Annotated in this window: 9 protein-coding genes; all 9 read left to right on the top strand. The window is 69.0% G+C overall.

Annotation, left to right across the window (positions count from 1 at the left end; genetic code table 11):
• The first annotated feature begins 67 nt into the window (after positions 1 to 67).
• Positions 68 to 592, top strand: coding sequence for an RNA polymerase sigma factor (locus HUA75_RS40610; RefSeq protein WP_174489492.1), 525 nt, complete (start codon positions 68 to 70; stop codon positions 590 to 592).
• Positions 593 to 594: 2 nt separating this feature from the next.
• Positions 595 to 1,278, top strand: coding sequence for a hypothetical protein (locus HUA75_RS40605; RefSeq protein WP_254628028.1), 684 nt, complete (start codon positions 595 to 597; stop codon positions 1,276 to 1,278).
• 123 nt (positions 1,279 to 1,401) lie between these two features.
• Positions 1,402 to 2,052 carry a hypothetical protein gene (locus HUA75_RS40600; protein ID WP_174489491.1) on the top strand — a complete coding sequence of 217 codons (651 nt, stop codon included), beginning with the start codon at positions 1,402 to 1,404 and terminating at the stop codon, positions 2,050 to 2,052.
• A gap of 140 nt (positions 2,053 to 2,192) precedes the next feature.
• Positions 2,193 to 3,266, top strand: coding sequence for a hypothetical protein (locus HUA75_RS40595; protein ID WP_174458032.1), 1,074 nt, complete (start codon positions 2,193 to 2,195; stop codon positions 3,264 to 3,266).
• A 107-nt stretch (positions 3,267 to 3,373) separates the two neighbouring features.
• Complete coding sequence (locus tag HUA75_RS40590) at positions 3,374 to 10,468, top strand: polymorphic toxin-type HINT domain-containing protein (protein ID WP_174489490.1); 7,095 nt, start codon at positions 3,374 to 3,376, stop codon at positions 10,466 to 10,468.
• Entirely contained in the window at positions 10,461 to 11,090 is a 630-nt protein-coding gene (locus tag HUA75_RS40585; protein WP_141641520.1) for a hypothetical protein, read from the top strand. Before HUA75_RS40590 ends, HUA75_RS40585 begins: the two co-directional genes overlap by 8 nt.
• A gap of 188 nt (positions 11,091 to 11,278) precedes the next feature.
• Positions 11,279 to 14,968 carry a hypothetical protein gene (locus tag HUA75_RS40580; RefSeq protein WP_174489489.1) on the top strand — a complete coding sequence of 1,230 codons (3,690 nt, stop codon included), beginning with the start codon at positions 11,279 to 11,281 and terminating at the stop codon, positions 14,966 to 14,968.
• On the top strand, positions 14,965 to 15,504 hold the full coding sequence (locus HUA75_RS40575) for a DUF1318 domain-containing protein (RefSeq protein WP_141641522.1): 540 nt from the start codon (positions 14,965 to 14,967) through the stop codon (positions 15,502 to 15,504). The genes HUA75_RS40580 and HUA75_RS40575 overlap by 4 nt, the downstream gene beginning before the upstream one ends.
• Positions 15,498 to 18,968, top strand: coding sequence for a PD40 domain-containing protein (locus tag HUA75_RS40570; protein WP_174489488.1), 3,471 nt, complete (start codon positions 15,498 to 15,500; stop codon positions 18,966 to 18,968). The genes HUA75_RS40575 and HUA75_RS40570 overlap by 7 nt, the downstream gene beginning before the upstream one ends.
• The last annotated feature ends 84 nt before the right edge of the window (positions 18,969 to 19,052 follow it).

Genomic DNA, 19,052 nt, shown 5'->3' with positions numbered 1-19,052 from the left:
CTGGCGCGAACCATGGGGTGAAGGCGATGGACGCGTCACTCGCGCCCTCGCAACCTCTGGACCCTCGATGGACGAACCTGACCGACATTCCCGCTTCCTCGCCCTCCTGGAGGCGCACCGGCGGATCCTCTACAAGGTCGCCCGCGTCTACGGCGGCCCCGGGGTGGAGCCAGACGACCTGGTCCAGGAGACCATCGCCCAGCTCTGGCAGTCGTTTCCCCGCTACGACGACCGGCTCCGGTTCTCGACCTGGATGTACCGGGTGGCGCTCAACGTGGCCATCTCCTTCCAGCGGAGGGAGGGCACCCGGAAGCGGCATCTCGCGCCCGAGAGCCAGGAGATGCTGGAGGTGGCTCGGGACGTGGAGGGACCTCCGTCGGAGGACCTCGCGCTCCTGTACCAGTGCATCGCCCGGCTCGATGACCTGAGCAAGGCCCTGGCGATGCTGTACCTGGACGGCCACGACCACGCGGACATCGCCGAGGTGCTCGGCATCAGCACCGCCAATGTCTCAACGCGCATCGGCCGCCTGAAGGACCGGCTGCGCGCGGACATGCGCAGCCTCTCAACCGACACGACGAAGGAGACCTGACGATGGAACTCGATGACTTCCAGAAGTGCTGGCAGGCGAATGACGCGCGGTTGGACGAGGTGATTCGCCTCAACCGGCGGCTGCTGCGCGCGACGGAGCTGGAGGGGACGCGGACCATGATGGGGCGGCTGCGATGGTCGCTCGGGTTCGAGCTGGTGCTGGGGCTGGTCAGCCTGGTCGCGCTGGGGGCCTTCATCGCGGCGAACGTGCGCGAGCCCCGGTTCGTCGTCCCCGCGCTCATCCTTCATGGCGTGGCGCTCGTCCTCACGACCGTCTCGGCCCGCCAGTGGCTGCGCGTGGGTGCGCTCGACTACGCCGCGCCCATCACCCAGCTCCAGGCCGGCGTGGAGTCGTTGAGGGCTTCCACGGTCCGCACGACACAGTGGGTGCTGTGGCTGTCGCCGCTCCTGTGGACGCCGCTGCTCATCGTCGGGCTGCGAGGGCTTGCCGGGGTGGACGCCTATCGGGTGCTGGGGACAGGCTACCTGGCGGCGAATGTGCTCTTCGGAATGGTGTTCCTGGCCATCATGGTGGTGGGCAGTCGATGGCTCACGAAGCGGCACACGGGGGCCGCGTGGCTCCAGCGACTGGCCCATGCCGTCGCGGGGACGAACCTGAACGTGGCGCGCGAGCAGCTCGCCCGCATCGCGGCCTTCGAGGCGTCGCCGCGAAGCATCGAGAAGTAGCCGGGTCTCCTGTGCGCGCTGACCACAGGGGCGCCAGGTCGCACGGGGAGCGCTCCTCCTTTTCCACGGGCGCCCGGGGAGTGGATTATCGTCCCGCGCGCACGGGTCGTCGGTCGACCCGGAATGGGGGTCCTCGTGGTGCGCAAGGTGCAGATCATCGCCGTGGTGGTCGTGGTCGTCGGGTTCGTCGGCGCGGGCCTCGCGTCCGTGCTCAACCAGGCGCTCGGCGTCGGCAGGCTGCACGTCTTGACGGTGGCAGGCAGCGCCGTGGAGCTCGCCGTGGACGGGAAGCCGACGCCGGAGCTGAGCAAGGACGATGACCACCTCGTCTTCGAGGTCAGTCGCGGCCCTCACAAGGTGAAGCTGACGGACCCCACGTCCGGCACCGTCATCCACTACTCCGTCGACGTCCCCTACGGCTTCGCGGAGCTCCTCCTGCCGACACGCGAGGACCAGTGCTTCCTCCGCTTCGACATGACGGAGGCCGCCTACGGTCGGAGGAGCGCTGATTCCGAGCAGGTGTTGCCGCGGGTGACGGACCGGTATCAGAACACCAACGAACCCATCAGCATCCCCAGCCACACGTACTACACCCACGGCGAGCTGCCCGAAACGGTCAGGTCCTCCGAGAAGGCCTTCCTGCTGCGCGACACGCCCTGTGCCTTCGCGGGTGAGGGCGCCAACGAGGGATTGCAGCGCCTGGCGCTGTCTGAACGGGCGGATGAGTTGTTCACGGACCCGGATGCGTTTCTCGTCAAAGACGAAGCGGAATAGCGGGACGGGCTGGAAGGTCTTCGAGTGGCGCTGGAGGTGTGCCGCGCGGGAGGGACGACCAGAAAACCGGGAGCCCTTCGTATGACAGGTACACCATGCGTACCTTCCCATCTCCTGCTGTGAGCGGAGTGCTGCCTCCGTTGTCCCGTGAAGCGGTTCCCGGCCCACGCCAGTCTCCCGGGGCCGAGGGCATCCTCCGGCGGTATCTCCCTCTCCTCCTGAGCGGCTTCGCGCTCCTCCTGGGACTGGTCCCCGCCGAGGCGTGGGCCACGTGTTATCCGTCTGGAGCGACCCAGGAGTGCAGCAAGGGGACCTGCCAGGGCACCCGTACCTGTGACGACTACTGGGGGCCGTGCGAATACGACGGTTCGTCCACCACCGCCTGCTCCGTGTGTGGACGCTCGGGCACTCGTTTCTGCTCCGAAACCGGCAATGTCATCGGGACCTCCTGCACGGCCTATCGGGCCCAGGACGACATCTGCAACGGGTGTGACGACGACGGCGACGGACAGATTGACGAGGACTATGTCCCCACCATCCTCTGTGACGCCCAGCAGAACGGGTGCTTCGGCAAGCTCCACTGCGTGAGCGGACAGCTCGTCTGCAAGGTCCAGGTGGGGACCCAGTATCTCTCCTGCGCGGATGACTGCAGCGGCTACTCGGCGAAGCGGTGGTGCCGGGAGAATGGCACCGTGGGGCCCTGTACTCGTGACACGCCCACCGCGGAGCTCTGCAACGGATGTGACGATGACCAGGACGGCGTCGTCAACAATGCCCCCGGCCAGGGTACGAACACCCTCACGCGTGAATGTGTGGGCCCCGGAGGCGCGTGCCCTGGTTCCACGGAGGCCTGTGCGACGGGCTCCTGGTCCGGCGTCTGCAATGCCCCTCCCGAGGCGTGCAACGGCCTGGACGATGACTGTGATGGGACCATCGACGAGAGCAACATCTGCCGCAGTGACCTGGGCTCCTGCTCCTGCACGCCGACGAGCTGCGCGGCCCAGGGCAGGAACTGCGGCTCCATCCCGGATGGCTGCGGCGGGACGCTGAGCTGCGGTGCCTGCGGCGCCGGGCAGATCTGCAACAACAACGTGTGCGTGGGGGCGTGCGCGCCCAGGACGTGTGCTCAGCAGGCCGTGGACTGCGGCGTCATCACGGACACTTGCGGTGGGACGCTGGATTGCGGCCCCTGCGGGATGAGCCAGGGCGGGTAGCGGAACCCGCGTCGGAAGACGCGCGGATTCAGGCTGCCTTCAACGTGTTCCAGACCATTCAGGCCGTAGGTCCAATCCGGGTCCAAAGGACTCGCAAGGAAGTGGCAATGAAGCGCTTCACGTCGATGCTTGTGTTGAGCGTCTCCCTGCTCCACGGCGCGGGAGGTTGTGGGTCATCCCAGCAGAGCCCTGCCTCGGAAGCCGAGCTGGGACAGTCGCGAGAGCGGGTGCTCAATGATGACCCGCTCGTCATTCCGCCCTTCTCCATGATGCACACGGAGACGAAGTCCACCGGCACCACGCCAGGGCAGGTGGACGCGAACTTCAACGTCACCTCGGACGGCGCGGCGTCCTATGGCTTCCCGCTCTGGGTGCCTCAGGGCCGCGCGGGCCTGGAGCCGAAGTTGTCGCTCGGTTACCACAGCCGCGCGGGCAATGGGCTGGTGGGCGTGGGCTGGGCGGTCAACGGCTTCTCGCAGGTCATGCGCTGCCGGAAGACCTTTGCCCAGGACGGGCTGACGGCCCCGGTGCGCTTCCTCCCGGAGGACGCCTTCTGTCTGGATGGCAAGCGACTGGTGGTTGTCGCCAGCAGCGGCTCGCTCATCGAGTACCGGACGGAGGTGGAGTCGTTCTCCAAGGTGCTCGCCCACATCGATGGCACGGGGGCTCCCGACTACTTCGAGGTGTACTCGAAGGACGGTCGCATCCTGTCCTACGGCAAGCACGCCACCACCTTCTCCCGTCTGGAGGGGCAGCGGATGAGCTTCACGACGGACCCGGCGACCGGGGTGGTGTCTCAGGGCCCCGACACCACCGTCCGGTTGAGCTGGGCGTTGTCCGAGGTCCGTGACCGCGCCGGCAATGATTTGCGCATCCGCTACGTGCTGGATGGCAACGCGAGCAGTGGCTACGAGCACGTGCCCGACCGCATCGACTACACGGGCCACGCGAGCGACACCACGGACAACCTCCGCCGTCGCAGCGTGCGCTTCGTCTATCCGGTGGCGGCCCGTCCGGACTCGGAGGTGCGCTTCGTGTCGGGCTTGAAGCTGCGCGCGTCCAAGCGACTGTCGCGCATCGAGATGTATGGACCTGGCCTGGCCTCGACGCCCACGACGCGCAATGACGTGCTGCTTCGCGCCTACGAGCTGAGCTACCGCGTCGCCCGCGTCACCCGCAGGAGCTTGCTTGATCGCGTGTTCGAATGTGACGGCCAGGGCATCTGCCGGGACCCGGTGGAGCTCAGCTACACGGAGGGCGTGGACTGCAGCGCCAGCCCGGACAACGACTGTGATGACCCCGTCGTCCAGTTGCGTGACTTCCAGGCCGTGACGGCCACGGAGCTCGTGGGTGGCAACTACGTCCCCATCCGCGACGTCAAGACGCTGGGGGCTCCGGACGCCACCCTGGGTGGGCAGATCATTCCGGGCGTCCAGGACTTCTGGACGCTCCACACGCTGGATATCAACGGCGACGGACGGGATGACCTGCTCTACCGCCGCAACGACCAGGCCCGCATCATCTCGGACCCCGTCTATGGCAACACGGTCAGCCTGGGTGACTCTGTCTGGTACTACCGTCTGGCCGCCAGCGCGGGCGTCTTCGGCCCCCCCATCAACGCCCAGCTCCCCCTGTCCAAGACGGGCAATGGCGACGACGACCTGCGCATCGTCGACATGAACGGCGACGGCGTGTCGGAGGTCGTCGCGCTCCAGCGCGCGGACGCCAGCGGACAGAACGGCTACTACCAGTTGTATCGCTTCAACGGCTCGGCGTTCGAGGCGGCCAACATCCAGGCGGCGGAGACGTTCCAGTTCTGGTGGGAGGCCGCGACGTCCACGACCCCCGTCCGCGTCCCGGTGATGCAGGTCGCGGACATGAACGGTGACGGCCTGCCGGAGCTGTTCCGCTCCACCAAGTCCCCGCAGCCCTATGACTGGGGCTACCGGATGAACCAGGGCGGGTTCGTGCTGTCGGCGTACACGCAGGTGCCGCTGCGCTCGGGCGTGGACCACGCGGGTTACACCGTCGACGTGGACGGCGATGGCAGCACCGAGGTGCTGGTGCGCACCGCCGACACCCGTACGGACGACGACTTCTCCGCGCAGTACCTCGCGGTGGGCGTGGGGGCGGCGGCTGCATACCGGTACGCCGACGCCGGGCTGTCCGCGGTGCCGGTGGCGTCCTCGCCTACGCTCAACTGGCGCTGGCACTACAACAGGACCTGGTTCGTGGACATCAACGGCGACGGCCTCGCGGATGCGGTGAGCAGCCGGAGGGACCGCGACACCGACTCGCACGGGACGCTCTACGGCGACCTGCTCATCTCCATCAACACGGGCAACGGCTTCATGCCGCCCGTGGCGCAGAACCTGGACGCGAGGCACGAGCTGAGCCCCTCGTGGATTCGCCCCAATCCTCGCGGCCTGGACCCCGGCGTGCGGGTGATGGACTTCGACCGCGACGGTCGGCAGGACCTGCTGGTGACGGACGCGGGGGACTACAGCGGCCGAACGGAGACCCGCGCGAAGGTGTGGGTGCTGCTGGGCCGGGATGACCACTTCGAGCCGCGGGAGCTGGACATCCCCGTGGGCCACTCGACGGGAGGCACCTCCGTCGCGAAGCCCTTCGGCTACGGGCAGCGCTTCTCCCAGGTCTTCGACGCGAACGGAGACGGCCTCGCCGACATCATCCAGGTGGAGGACGACCTCTCGGTCCCCGTGGCGCAGCAGAAGGCCTACGGCGTGCTCCGCGTGTACCTGCGCCAGGGCGAGCTGCCGGACGCGCTGACGGCCGTCCGGGTGGGCAAGCATGGCAAGGCCGTGACGGCGCGCTACCAGCACTTCCTGCAGCAGCCGGCCGCGTCGGGACAGCCGCGCATCCACACCCCCGGCACCTGCGTCTACCCGCAGCAGTGTCCGCGCAACATGTGGGTCGTCGTCGAGTCGGGCGTCGACGACGGGACGCGCACCAGCAACTTCAACAAGTTCTTCTACGCCTATGAGGCCGCTCGCACGGACGTCCAGGGCCATGGCTGGCAGGGCTTCGGCAAGCGCACGCTCATCAACCGGCAGACGAACGCCACGACGGTGACCACCTATGACAACCAGTCGCGGACCAGCGGCCTGTACCTGCGCTCGTTCATTCCCGCGACGGAGGCGACGGCGCTGACGCTCGCCACGGGCGTCCGGCACGAGCACCAGCGCGGCCACCTCTACACGGTGGCGACCAGCGCGGGAGGCCGGCCCTTCCTCTACGCGAACCAGGTGACGGACGAGTATCGGGAAGGCACGGGGACGACGCTGCCCCTGACGCGCCGCAGCCGGCAGCTGCAAGCGCAGGACGCGCACGGCAACGCCACCACGACCGACCAGTTCGATGACGAGGTGCTGGCGGGGGCGCTCACCGGGCGCTCCTGGCACACCAAGACGGAGGTGCCCATCATCGACAACCTCGTGGCGAACTGGCTCATGGGCCTGCCTCGCCGGGTGGTGGTGACGAGCACCACCGCCGACCTGCGCACCCAGACGCGGGTGCTGACGCACGAGTACGACAGCCGGGGCCTGCTGCTGCAGACCGTGATGGAGCCGACGGGCGGCGCGGACGTGACGTTGGCCACCCTGTACGGACGGGATGCCTTCGGACTGGTGGAGCAGGTGTCGCGCACCGGTTCGGGCACGACGCGTGTGGAGCGCACGCAATACGACGCGGTGGAGCACCTGCTTCCGGCCACCACCTTCAACGCCCAGGGGCACCGCAATCGCATGGCCTATCACCCCGGGCTTGGGATTCCGCTGGTCATCGAGGACTCCAACGGGTTGCTCACCCATCACCGCTACGACGGCTTCGGACGGCTTCGCAGCACCGTCGCGCCGTCGGGTGAGACGGAGCTCGTCAACTACGGCGCGGACTCCCTGGGCTGGCTGAAGGTCACCACGCAGGTGGTGGGCGGTCAGCAGACGGCCGTCACCGCCGACAACCTCGGCCGCGAGATTCGCCGTGACACGCGGGGCTTCGACAACCGCATCGTCACCGTGCTGAGCACCTACGACGCGCTGGGCCGCAAGGTGAACGTGTCGAGGCCGTACTCCGGGGTGGCCCCGGTGCGCTACTCGGTGGCCACGTATGACCTGATGGACCGTCCGCTGAGCCTCACCGCGCCGGAAGGGGGCGCCGTCACCTATACGTACGACGGCCGCAAGACGACGCGCCTGGACGAGCGAAACAACAAGACGACCACGGAGTCCAACGCCATCGGTCAGCTCGTGGCCAGCAGTGCCTATGAAGCCACCGGACGGGAGCTGCGGACGACGTATGCCTTCGGCCCCTTCGGCGTGCTTCGCCAGGTGACCGACTCCGCGGGCAACTCGGTCGTGCTCGAGCACGACGTGCTGGGCCGCAGGACGCAGGTGACGGACCCCGACTCGGGCGTGAGCACCACCCTCTACAACGCCTTCGGCGACCCGCGTCTGGAGACGGATGGGAAGGGCGGACAGACGGTCTATGACGAGTACGACGCGCTGGGACGCCAGAAGCGGGTGACGACGCCGGATGGCCAGTACGCCCTGGAGTGGGACACCTCGCTCAAGGGGGCGATTACCAGCTCCACCAGCCCGGACGGTGTCACCGTCGCGCACCTCTACAACGTCAAGGGCCAGCTGGAGCAGAGCACCTGGAACATCGAGGGCTCCGCCTACGCCGTCAACCGCACCTATGACGCGAACGGGCGGCTGGCCACGGTGCAGTACCCGCAGGCGGGCGCCCGGCGCCTCTCCGTGGTCCATTCCTATTCGGACTACGGCTTCCTGAAGGAGGTCCGTTCCCCCACCGAGCCCAAGGCGTACTGGACGGCGCAGGGGTACGACGACCTGGGGCAGCTCACGCAGGAGCAGTTGGGCAACGACGTGGTGACGCACCGCCGTCACGACCCCAGGGGCCGGCTGCGCTTCATCGACTCGAAGCGCGGCGCCACCGCGCTCCAGGGCCTGGCCTACGAGTGGGACCTGGAGGGCAACCTCCTCAACCGCAACGACGTGCTCTCCCGGACGACGGAGGACTTCGAGTACGACACCCTGGACCGGCTCAAGAAGTGGACCGTGTTCCAGAACTGCCGCCGGTCCGCCCTGGAGTACCACTACGACGACCTGGGCAACCTGCTGGAGCGCCGCGTGCTGGAAGGCACCGGGACGGCGACCACCAGCACGTATACCGGCCCGGGAGCGGGGCCCCACGCGGTGAAGCAGACGCAGGCGGGAGCCTACGGTTACGACGCGAACGGCAACCAGGTGAGCGCGCCGAGCCGGGCGGTGACCTACACCGCGTTCGACCTGCCCCGGCGCATCACTGGCGCGGGCCGCGAGGTGAGCTTCAAGTACGACGGTGGCCAGGGGCGCGTGCTCAAGCGCAGCAGCCTGGGCGGTGTCACGACGTACGTGGGGGGCCTCTACGAGAAGCGTCAGCAGGGCGGCCAGACGCAGCATGTCTTCCATGTGTCGGGCGGCCCGCGCACCGTCGCGCAGGTCGTCTGGACGGACGGCGGCGCGGACCAGACGCTGTACCTGCTGGGCGACCACCTGGGCTCCACCGAGCGCGTGGTGGATGCCCTGGGCAACGTGCTCGACGGGGAGCGGATGAAGTTCGAGCCCTTTGGCGCCGGACGGATGCCGCACGCGCTGCCCGTGGCGGCGTCGGTGGGAACCAGCTCGGTGAAGAAGGGCTTCACGGGACACGAGGCCGATGACGAGTTCGGCCTGGTGAACATGGGCGGGCGTATCTACGACCCGGAGACGGCGCGCTTCCTCACGCCGGACCCCTTCGTCCAGTTCCCGCATGACGGCCAGTCCTACAACCGCTACGCCTACACGTTGAACAACCCGCTCCGGTGGACGGACCCGACGGGCTTCCAGGCGCAGGGGGATGACCTGCCGGATGGAGGCGAGACGATTGTCCGGGCGCCGCGATACCAGCCGCCGAACCTGGAGGCGGGCGCGGGCGCGGCGGAGTGGGGGGGGCCTCCGGCGGAGCTGTCTCGCTCCGCGGACCAGAACGGCACCAGCAGCCTGGAGGCACAGCACAAGGCCCTGGTCCGGCAGCAGCCCGGCAACCTGCCGCGCTACATGGCCCAGCACGGTCTGTCCCAGCCCACGCTGGGGACGTACTACGGCACCGAGCACGAATGGCAGATGGCGCGGTTCGAGCACTACCGGCGCATGACAGGCGAGGTGGTGAAGGTCGGCCTGGAGTTCGTGGCCGTGGACCTGCTGACGCGCGGCGTGGGTCGGGTGGCGAAGTTCGCCTTCCGGGCCGCCATCGTCGACGGAGCCATGGCGCTGCGGATGGCTGGCTCCAGCACGACCTCCTATGCCCGGGCCATCATGTTGGGCGGAGGCTGCTTCGTCGCGGGCACACCGGTGCTCGCGCTCGCGGGGCCGGTGCCCATCGAGGAGGTCCGAGAGGGAGACTGGGTCTGGGCATGGGACGAGGAGACGCAGGAGCCCGGCTGGCACCAGGTGTCACGCACCTTCGTCAAGCCGGACCGGGCCGTGCTGCTGCTGGAGCTCATCTCCGAGGACGCCGGGTCGCTGGAGGCGCTGGGCGTCACCGCCGAGCACCCCTTCTGGGTCCAGGGCCGGGGCTGGACCCAGGCGCAGATGCTGGCGCCGGGGGATGCGCTGCAGACGGTGGCGGGCAATCCCATCCGGGTCCACTCGCTCCAGTCGCTGCCGGGGCCGGAGACCGTCTACAACTTCGAGGTCGAGCACGCGCACACCTACTTCGTGGGCGAGCTGTCCACCTGGGTTCACAACATCTCGTCGATTGCCGCCAGCCGGGTGGCCCTCAACGAGCTGCCCGAGAGCGTCCTGTACCGCATCTCCAAGGGCGGTTTCGGCAGCCCCAGGAATCCGCGCCCGCCCACGCTCGCGGAGTTCAATCCCCGAATCTACGAGCTGTCCGCCGGGGAGCTGTCGGGGCGCATCGCCACGCGACTGCACCCGACGAATGACATCCAGCGCGGGGGCATCCTGAAGATGAGCAACGACGACCTGATCATGTTCCGGCTCGACGACCCCATCAGCGCCAGCGGGGCGAAGGGTGGATTGAGCCTGTCGGGTGGCCACCACCGGACGGAGGAAATCATCCGGCGCGTGCAGAGTGGTGAAATGGACCCTGGAACCATGGTCAAAGTCCTGCTTCATGACTGACCTCGCCTCACTGAAGAACGGCGCGGAGGCCGAGCTGCTGGGGGCCCGTGATTCGGGCCACCTGGACGACCTCCGCGCGCGGATCGCTGATTGGCCGCCCGCGCTCAGGGCGGCCTATGGCCCGGTTCTGGTCGCACTGGGAAGCCCGCCCCTGTCCGAGGAAGGTGGGGTGCGGGGCCTTCCCGGGGCGTCGGAGCGCCAGGGCGCGTGCAGGTTGGCGTTGCTGGCGATGTACGTGGACACGGGCACTCCGCGCTGGTCCAGCGGGCTGCTCGACAAGGTTCTCGACGCGGTGCTCGCCGTTCCCGGGGGCACCTGCGATGACTTCCTGCTGGCGCTGTGGCGGATGTGTGACGTGCCCTCGTTTCCGCTCACCGTGGTGGGCGTCCGGTTCATCCGTGATGTCGTCCGCGCCCTGTTGATCCGGCAGCGCCGGGGGATGCCCGTCGACCTGCGGTGGCTGACGCCGCTCGGGACGGGGCTGACGCCGGCGCGGGCGTGCTTCAGCTACCTGGTGCTCGCCCTGAAGCCGGAGTGGTTCACGGACGCGCTGGAGCAGTCCTTCCGGGGCGCGGTGAAGGACCCAGAGGTCCTGGAGGAAGTCTTCCCTCCGGGGCCCTGAGGCCCTCGCGGCAGGGGGCTCCTCCACGAAGGTGCGGGACCGTACGGCGGTGCACCCTCTCCGCGCTCTGTCCGAGGGGCCCGTCAGCGGCCCTCCCTGCCTCCCCGTGCCCGCTCGCCTGCCCGTAACGGGTGCTCGACTTCGCCCAGGCTCCCCGAGATGATGGCCGCTCGCCCTCATCGAGCACCATGGAATCCCCCAGAGCTGAAAGGCCTCGTCGGCGGTGGGCTCGAATCGTCGCGGGCGCGCTCCTGCTGCTCATCGTGCTCCCCGCGCTCGCGCTGCTCACGGCGTGGGTGGTGCTGCACAACCTCGACCGCCCCTGGGTGAAGCAGCGCCTCCTCCCCAGGGTGGAAGCGGCCACGGGGTTGCAACTGGACTACCAGACGGCCCACGTCGCCATCCTGTCGGGGCTGCGACTCGAAGGGTTGGTGGTGCGGACGCCGGCGCCGTTTCAAGGCCTGGCGCCCGAGCTGCTGCGCGTCGGCACGCTGGAGGCGCGGTGGTCGCCGGGCTCGCTCCTCGGTGGGAAGACCCTGGTGGAGCGGGTGGCCCTGCGGGACGTGGCCGTCGTCCTGGTGGCTGACGACGCGGGACCCACGTCCCTCACGCTCCTGACGCAGCCCGAAGCAACCCCGGAGCCACTGCCCACTGAAGCACCCCTCGGAACCTCCCAACAGCTCGCTTCCTTCCTGGCTTCGGCGCCTCCTGTCGGGAAGGTCGAGGTATCGGGCGTGTCGGTGACCTACGTCCGCGTCCGGAGCGGCGAGGTCGTGGACCGCTGGTCCTTGCGCGGGCTCGCGGCCGTGCTCGACCTGAAGGAGCAGGACGGCAGATGGAAGGTCTTCGCGAAGCTGGGCGAGACCGGTGCTCCGCTTCCCCTGGAGTTGAGCCGTGAAGGCCCCGCCGCTCCCACGGGTGTGGCCGCGCTGGAGCTGGCCCTGTCGGTGGAGGCAGGGGCCGAGGCCGCTCGCGCCCAGGTGGACCTGGATGTCACGCGGCAGACCTTCGATTCACGGTTCACCGTTCGCACCCTGCTGCATGGCGCGGTGTCGGCGCGGTTCGATGCCGAGAAGCGGCACAGCATCATCGAGGTGGAGCGCACCCGACTGACCGACAGCGCGCAGGTGGAAGTCCTGGCGGTGCTGCCGGATGCGGCGGACGTGCCCGTGGTCGTGACGCGGGCCCTGGCGGATGTGGACCTCGGACGGTTGTCGCAGGCGGTTCCCGCCGAGTGGCGACCCGCCACCCTCGAACGAGGCAAGGCGCACCTGGATGCGCGGGACGTCACGCTGGGCGCGATGCCGACCCTGGGCACCCAGGGCAAGCTCGGGCTCGACGTCGACGTCACCTCGCTCCGGATGGCCCAGGACGCGCTTCACGTGGCGCTCGGAGATGGACGCGTCTCCCTGGTCGCGACGCCCGATTCGAAGCAGGGGTTGTCCGCTCAACTCACCTTCGCGCTGCGGGGGCTGGCGGTCGACGGGCCCACCACGGTGCGAGTCCCGAAGGCCCACGGTGAGCTGAAGGGACACCAACTGCGGCCGGAGCCCTCGTCTCCGCTCATGGTCGCGGGGGACGCGACGCTGTCCGCCACGGTGGATGCGCTGGACGTCCGTGCCTCGGGTGTCCACGCGAAGGCCGAACGGATGGGCTTCCAGCTCCGAGCCCCGTTGGCCAAAGAGCCGCCCTTCGCGTTGAGCGCGGACCTGCCCGTGGGCGCGCTCCAGGTCGTCATGGCGGATGGCCGCGAGGTGCTGAACGGCCCCGTGCACCTGAAGCTGGACGCGTCGGAGGTGTTCCCGCTGCCCGACGAGCCGGGGCGCAGCCGGGCCCGTGCCCGCGTGACACTCGATGTCGGCGCGGTGCATGCGTCCCTGGATGCCACCAAGGGAACGGACGACGTGGCGTACACCCTGGCCCTCAAGACGCCGGACCTCGTCATCGCGCGGCCCTTCATCCCCAACGACATCGCCGCGCGTCTGGGCTGGAAGGACCTGGGCGTGGACCTGACGTCCAAGGGCACGGTGACGGCGCTCTTTTCTCCCTCGCCTCGCCTGGACCACCGGACGGAGCTGCGCGTGCAGCGGCCGGTCTGGGACGACGTGACGGCCAGCAACATCGCCCTCGTGCTCAACTCGCGGGGAGATGCGTGGCGACACAAGGGCGAACTGGACGCGCGGGTCGAAGGGCTGCGCGCCGGTGAGCTCGAGGTGGGGACCCAGCACCAGTTCATGACCCTGGACCTGGACCGCCGGAAGCCGGCGCTCCGGTTGGTCGTCACCAGCAAGGAAGGGCTCAAGGGCGGGGCGGATGTCGCACTGTCCTTCGACCGGAAGGCCCGTGCGCTTCGCGGCGATGTGACGGCGGACCTTCCGCCCCTGGGTCCCCTGTCAAAGCTCCTGGCCCGGTTCCATGTGCCCGCGGCGGTGGATGCCTCGAAGTTCGCGCTGAAGCTCGACGTGCACGGCACCCTGTTCGGCGTCTTCAAGGACATCACCTCCGAGGGAGAGGTGCGGCTGATGCCTCCTCCGCTGCGGGGCGTGGGCTTCGAGGGGAAGGCCGTGGTGGACGCGCTCGGCATCCGCTGGCGAGAGGATGCCCTCTCCATCAACCTTCCCGCGGCGCGCTGGGTCGTCGAGTCGCGCATCGATGGACCTCGCCGGAGCGTCCACGGCGACCTGACCGCGGAGAAGCTCACGGTCGGCCTGCGGGACCGTCGGTTCACCTTCGCGGACCTGTCCCACGACGCCACCTTCACCTTCTCCGACCAGTGGGAGGCGGACGAAATCGAGGTGAAGCAGAACCTGAAGGCGCGCACGCTCGAGCAGAAGCCGGCGCTGCCCTATCCGGTGCAGGACCTGACGTTGTCGTTCACCGCGCGCCGCAAGGCCTCGGGCGTCATCCATGTCCCCGACCTGTTCCTGTCCAATGGTGGGACGAGCACCGAGCTCAAGGTGAGAGGCAGGCTGGACCTCAGCGAGGAGCGCCGACGCCTGGCGCTGCGGGGACAACTGTCGCAGGACCTGTCCAAGCTCGCTCAGCCCGGTCGCCTGGAGAGCAGCGGCAAGGTCGCGGTCGAGTTCCGGGTGGCGTCTCCCGACCTCGTGGCCTTCCGGACCTTCTCCAGCCTGCTGTTCCAGAACGTGAATGTCCGATTGCCCGAGCAGGGAATCGCCGTCGAGGCGCTCGACGGCAACGTCCCGCTCACGGAGAACTTCCAGTTCACCGAGGGCCAGGTGCGGCTCCTGGACGACATCGACGTGAACCCGTACCCGATGCTGCGGTTCGCCGACCAGCACCCCTTGCTGTCGCGCAGCGGGTTCGTGTCGGTGGCCAGCATCACCACGCCGCAGGTCTCCATCTCACCGCTGGCGGGCAACCTGGCCATCAACCAGCACGTGGTCTCCATGACCCAATTGGAGATGGGCGTGCGCGGCGGGCGCATCACCGGACAGTGGCTCCTGGACTGGCAGGGAAAGCAGTCGACGCTGGAGGCGCGCGTGCGGGCCACTGGCGTGAAGTCCTCGCACGGCGAGCCCTTCGACGGAAATGCCGCCATGGTCATCTCCGCCAAGGACCGCAGCATCAACGGCCGCGCGGAAATCCTGCGCATCGGCAACCGGCACCTGCTCGACCTGCTCGACCTGGAGGACCCTCGCCACGTGGACCCCGCCACCAACCGGGTCCGCTATGCCTTGAGCCTGGGATATCCGGAGCACGTGCGCGTGAGCTTCAACCACGGCTTTGGCAGCCTGAGCATCACCATGGGCGGTCTGGCCAAGCTGCTCAGCATCAACGACATCCGGGGCATTCCCATGGGGCCCATCGTCGATCAGCTCATCAAATCCGTTCCCTCCCTGGAGGCCACGCCATGAAACACCGCGGGTTGCTGCTGGTGGCCGCGCTGGCCGCTCCCGGGTGCATCAGCGCCCCGGAAATCGTCATGGTGGACCGCGCGACGGCGCTCGAGGAGCAGGCCTCGGGCTCGTTCAAGGACGTGGAGCAGCGGCTCGCGCGCGCGGGCATGAGTCCGACGCCGGTGCCGCTCACGCCCAACCAACTGGAGGAGCTGGGCATCCAGCCCACGCCCCTGGTGGAGAACCTGGGCAGGACGCAGGCGGACCGCGTCGACGAGTTGCTGCGGCGCCACTGCGTGGGGGAGGGGAAGGACGGGCTCCTCGTCGACACCCGTCGTCGCTGTCAGGCGGGGCGTCTGACGTCCGACGACGTCGCGCTGATGGAGCGGGTGAACCGGTCCCGGCTCCAGCTCTGGAAGTGGATGCGGACCGTGCGCCCGGCGGTGACAGAAGAGGCGCTGCGCCAGAGCTGGCATCAGATGCACGCGGAGGGCGTGGTCTGTGGTGGCTGGGTGGAGGCCGCTGACGGTACCTGGGGAGAGAAGAAGTGCTGACGCCCCAGGGGCGGTGCTTGCTGGTGCTGGCCCTGCTCGTCGCGAGCGGCGCGAGCGCGCAGGATGACGAGAACGACGGCGGTGTGCGCATGCCGACACGGCTCACCGTGGGCGTGGGTGACCAGTTCCTCGGGCAGTTGGGGCCCGATGAGAACACGTTGATTTTCGCGTCCAACCGCAACATCGCGACCGAGCTCTACACGCAAGACCTGGAGAAGGGCCGCGAGCGCCGCCTCTTCGACGAAGGCGCCGAGGTGACGTGGCCGCGCGTCAGCCCCGACGGGAAACAGCTGCTCTACATCTCGTTCCGGAATCAGGCCGGCGGCCAGTTGTGTGTGAGGGATTTGCCCGGCACGGAGGAGCGCCGCTGCCTCGACGAAGAGGCCAACGCGCTGCAGGCGGAGTGGATTGATTCGTCACACATCGCGCTGGTGAGCCGCGCCACCATCCAGGGAGACCTGCGGTTGTCGCGGGTGGAGCTGGGGCGTGAGTGGAGCGTGAAGACGCTGCTCGAGCGCAACCTGACCAGCCCCACGCTCACGCCCGATGGGCGCTGGTTGGTGTACGTCCCCGTCGAGCGCTCCGTGACGCAGGTGGGCCCTGGCTTCGCCGCGCGCGCCGCCACCCACCTGGAGGCGCTGCGGTTGGACGTCCCAGGCGCGACTCCCATCGCGATGGACCTGGACCTGCCGGGACAGACCGGGCAGCCGGTGTTCTCGCGCGATGGGCGCTTCCTGTACGTGGTGCAGTTCTTCACCGACTCCACCGGGGACGGGATGATTGATGCCAGCGACACCGGGGTGCTGTTCCGGGTGCCGTTCGAGGTGGAGCGCGACGACGCGCCCGCGCTGGCCGCCGCCGCCAGTCCGACCCAGCTCACCAGCGCGTCCTGGAACTGCCAGTACCCCGCGCCCGCGTCCGCGTCCCTCATCGCGACCTGTTCACGCGCGCAGTCGCTGGATGTGTATCAACTGCCACTGGACGGGCAGGTCCCCAGCACGTGGGATGTGCCGCAGCTCAACGAGGAGCTGAAGATGGTCGGCAGGCGCGCCGACCAGCTCCTGCTCTACCGCCACCGCCTGTTGCTCGAGGCCCGGCCCAAGGTGCGCCGTTTGTTGATGATGCGCTTGAGCCGGCTCCATCTGGACTCCGAGGACTTTGGCGCGGCGGAGTTCTACGCCGACCAGATGCGGCGGGTGAGTGACCCCGCCACCACGGGCCTGGAGGAGCCGCTGCGAATCCTCATCGACCACCGGCGCGCGCTGAAGGAGCGCGAGCGCGGTCGCATGGTGGAGGAGCTGAGCGACGCGGAACGCAAACGCATGGCCGCGCTGGCGCCCGCCGTCGCGCCCAGTCCGCCCACCGAGGTCCTCCAGCACGTCGTGCGCAGTGAGCTGGCGGAGTCCGCGGGGGACTTCTCGCTGGCCCGTCAGGAGCTGGAGTCGGCCCAGGCGCGGATTGTCGACACCACGCCCCGCGGGGTGCTGGAGGCCTGGTACGCCCAGGCGGACGCGCTGTACCGCAAGCTCGATGACCGGGAGGCCCTGGTCGAAGCGGGACGCCGGCTCTCCATGCACAAGGTCTTCCCGGCGGATGACCAGCTGGACTTCGCGCGCGCCGCCGTCAGCGCCCTGTACCGGGGGCGCCCCTATGCGGAGGCGGATGCCGCCATGGCCCAGGCCCTGGACTCCGCCCCGGCTGGCTCCGCCTACGCGTTCGCCCTGGAGCTGGGGCGACACGTCAACGCGGTGCACGACGAGCGGCCTCCGCGTCCCGTGAGGGATTCGTTGATGGCGTTCTACCGTCAGCAGCAGGACCCCTTGCGCCGCCGCGCGGTGGTGCAGGACGCGGTCGAGCGTGCGTCGGGGCTCGGCGCGGACGGCGTGCTGGAGGCCCTGGCGACGGTGTACGTCGACGACGCCCCTCCCGGCACCGAGGAGCGTCGCCGGGCCGAGCGGCTGTTCCGCCGCGCGCTGATGGGCCGCGCCTATCGCCGGTTGGCGAGGCAGCGAAAGGACGAGGCCCGCGCTGACTTCGACCTCGTGACGAAGCGGACGGGCTTTCTGGAGAGCGCTGTCGAATCGGTGAGCTTGCGCCTGCGCGCCGACGTCAGCCCCGAGGTCGTGGAGAAGGAGGTCACCACCACGTCCCCAAGCATGGCCAGGCCGCTCACGCACTTCGTGAAGGCCTACGTCATGGCGCGCCAGCTCCCCAAGCTGGATGACAAGGCCCACTCCCTGGCGGTGAAGGCGGCCGTGCAGGAGCTGCGCATGGCGTGGCCGGAGCTCAAGAACCAGCGCGCGGTGCAGGCCCTCCTGGGCGCCATTCACCACGAGGACTTCCTGCGCAGCCGCGCCCCCGCCGCCGCCGAGCGCGCCAACCGGCACTACATGGTCGCCCTGGACCTGATGCGCAACAACGTCCGCTACAAGGCGATGATTCTCGGGGCGTTGGGGATGCTGCACACCCAGGTGGGCAACTACCACATCGCCCTGGGCTACCTCGACCAGCGGGACAAGCTGCCCTACGTGGACAACTGGGCGGGGCTGGCCGTCTCCCTGGCGCGGGCTCGAGTACTCCTGCATGTCGGGCGTGACGAAGAGGCCGCGAAGGCGGCGGACCAGGCCCTGGCCATGGTGGATGCCACCCCGAGGCTGGCCCGGTTCACCCCGCTCGCGGTGGACCGCGCGGCGCTCTACAACCTCGCCGCTGGCAGGTTCGAGCGTGCGTTGGCGCTCTATGACCGCGAGCTGCCCATCGTTGAAGCGAGCGCTCGTGACGAGGAAGGGCTGCGCAACCGGCTGGTGGTGAGGCTGGCCCGCTGCGCCTCGTCGCTGGGGATGGGACAGCCCGAGCGGACGTTGGCGGACCTGGACCAGGTGGAGCGCGACCTGTCAGCTCCGGAGGTGAGGGCCTCGCTGAAGTGGGCACGCTCCACGCCGGAGCACGTGCTGCGCACCTATCGCATCATCGTCGCGGGCCTGCGTGCGAACGCGGAGACGCGGCTCGGGCGACTGGATGCCGCCGCCCGTTCGCTCGAACAGCGGCGAGAGCTGTTCCTGGAGCAGTTCGACCAGTTGGACCGGGACGAGGACGTCCGCGCGGTGACGCTGGCGGAGATGCGGCTGGCCGAGAATGCCGTGGACCGCCAGGACCCGGCGCTGGCGGCCCGGTGGTTGGGCAAGGCACTGGAGCACGCGGATGCGCTGGTGGCGCGCACCCATGCACCCGTCGATGCGGGACAACTGGACGTGCTCTGGTTCGCGGCGCAGTTGCAGGCGAATGGGAGCACACGGATGCCCTTCGATGTGCCCGAGCGCCTGGGCAAGGCGCGGCGCTCCCTCATCGACCAGCGCGACCCGTCCTGGCGCGCGTATCTGGCGTGGTTCGAAATCTACATGGCGCTCAACGCCCACCCGCCCGCGGAGGTCCGCGACGCACAGGTGGTGCCTGCCCAGCCGTAATCGACGTCCCCATGCGAGACTGAAGGCATGACTCGTCATGGCACCTCTCCGGCACCGCCATCCGACAGTGAATGGAGCGAGCTC

The sequence above is a fragment of the Myxococcus sp. CA040A genome, assembly GCF_013336725.1.
Classification (GTDB): domain Bacteria; phylum Myxococcota; class Myxococcia; order Myxococcales; family Myxococcaceae; genus Myxococcus; species Myxococcus llanfairpwllgwyngyllgogerychwyrndrobwllllantysiliogogogochensis.
The sequence above is the reverse complement of the archived record's forward strand: the minus strand, read 5'-3'. Positions and strand labels throughout refer to the sequence as shown.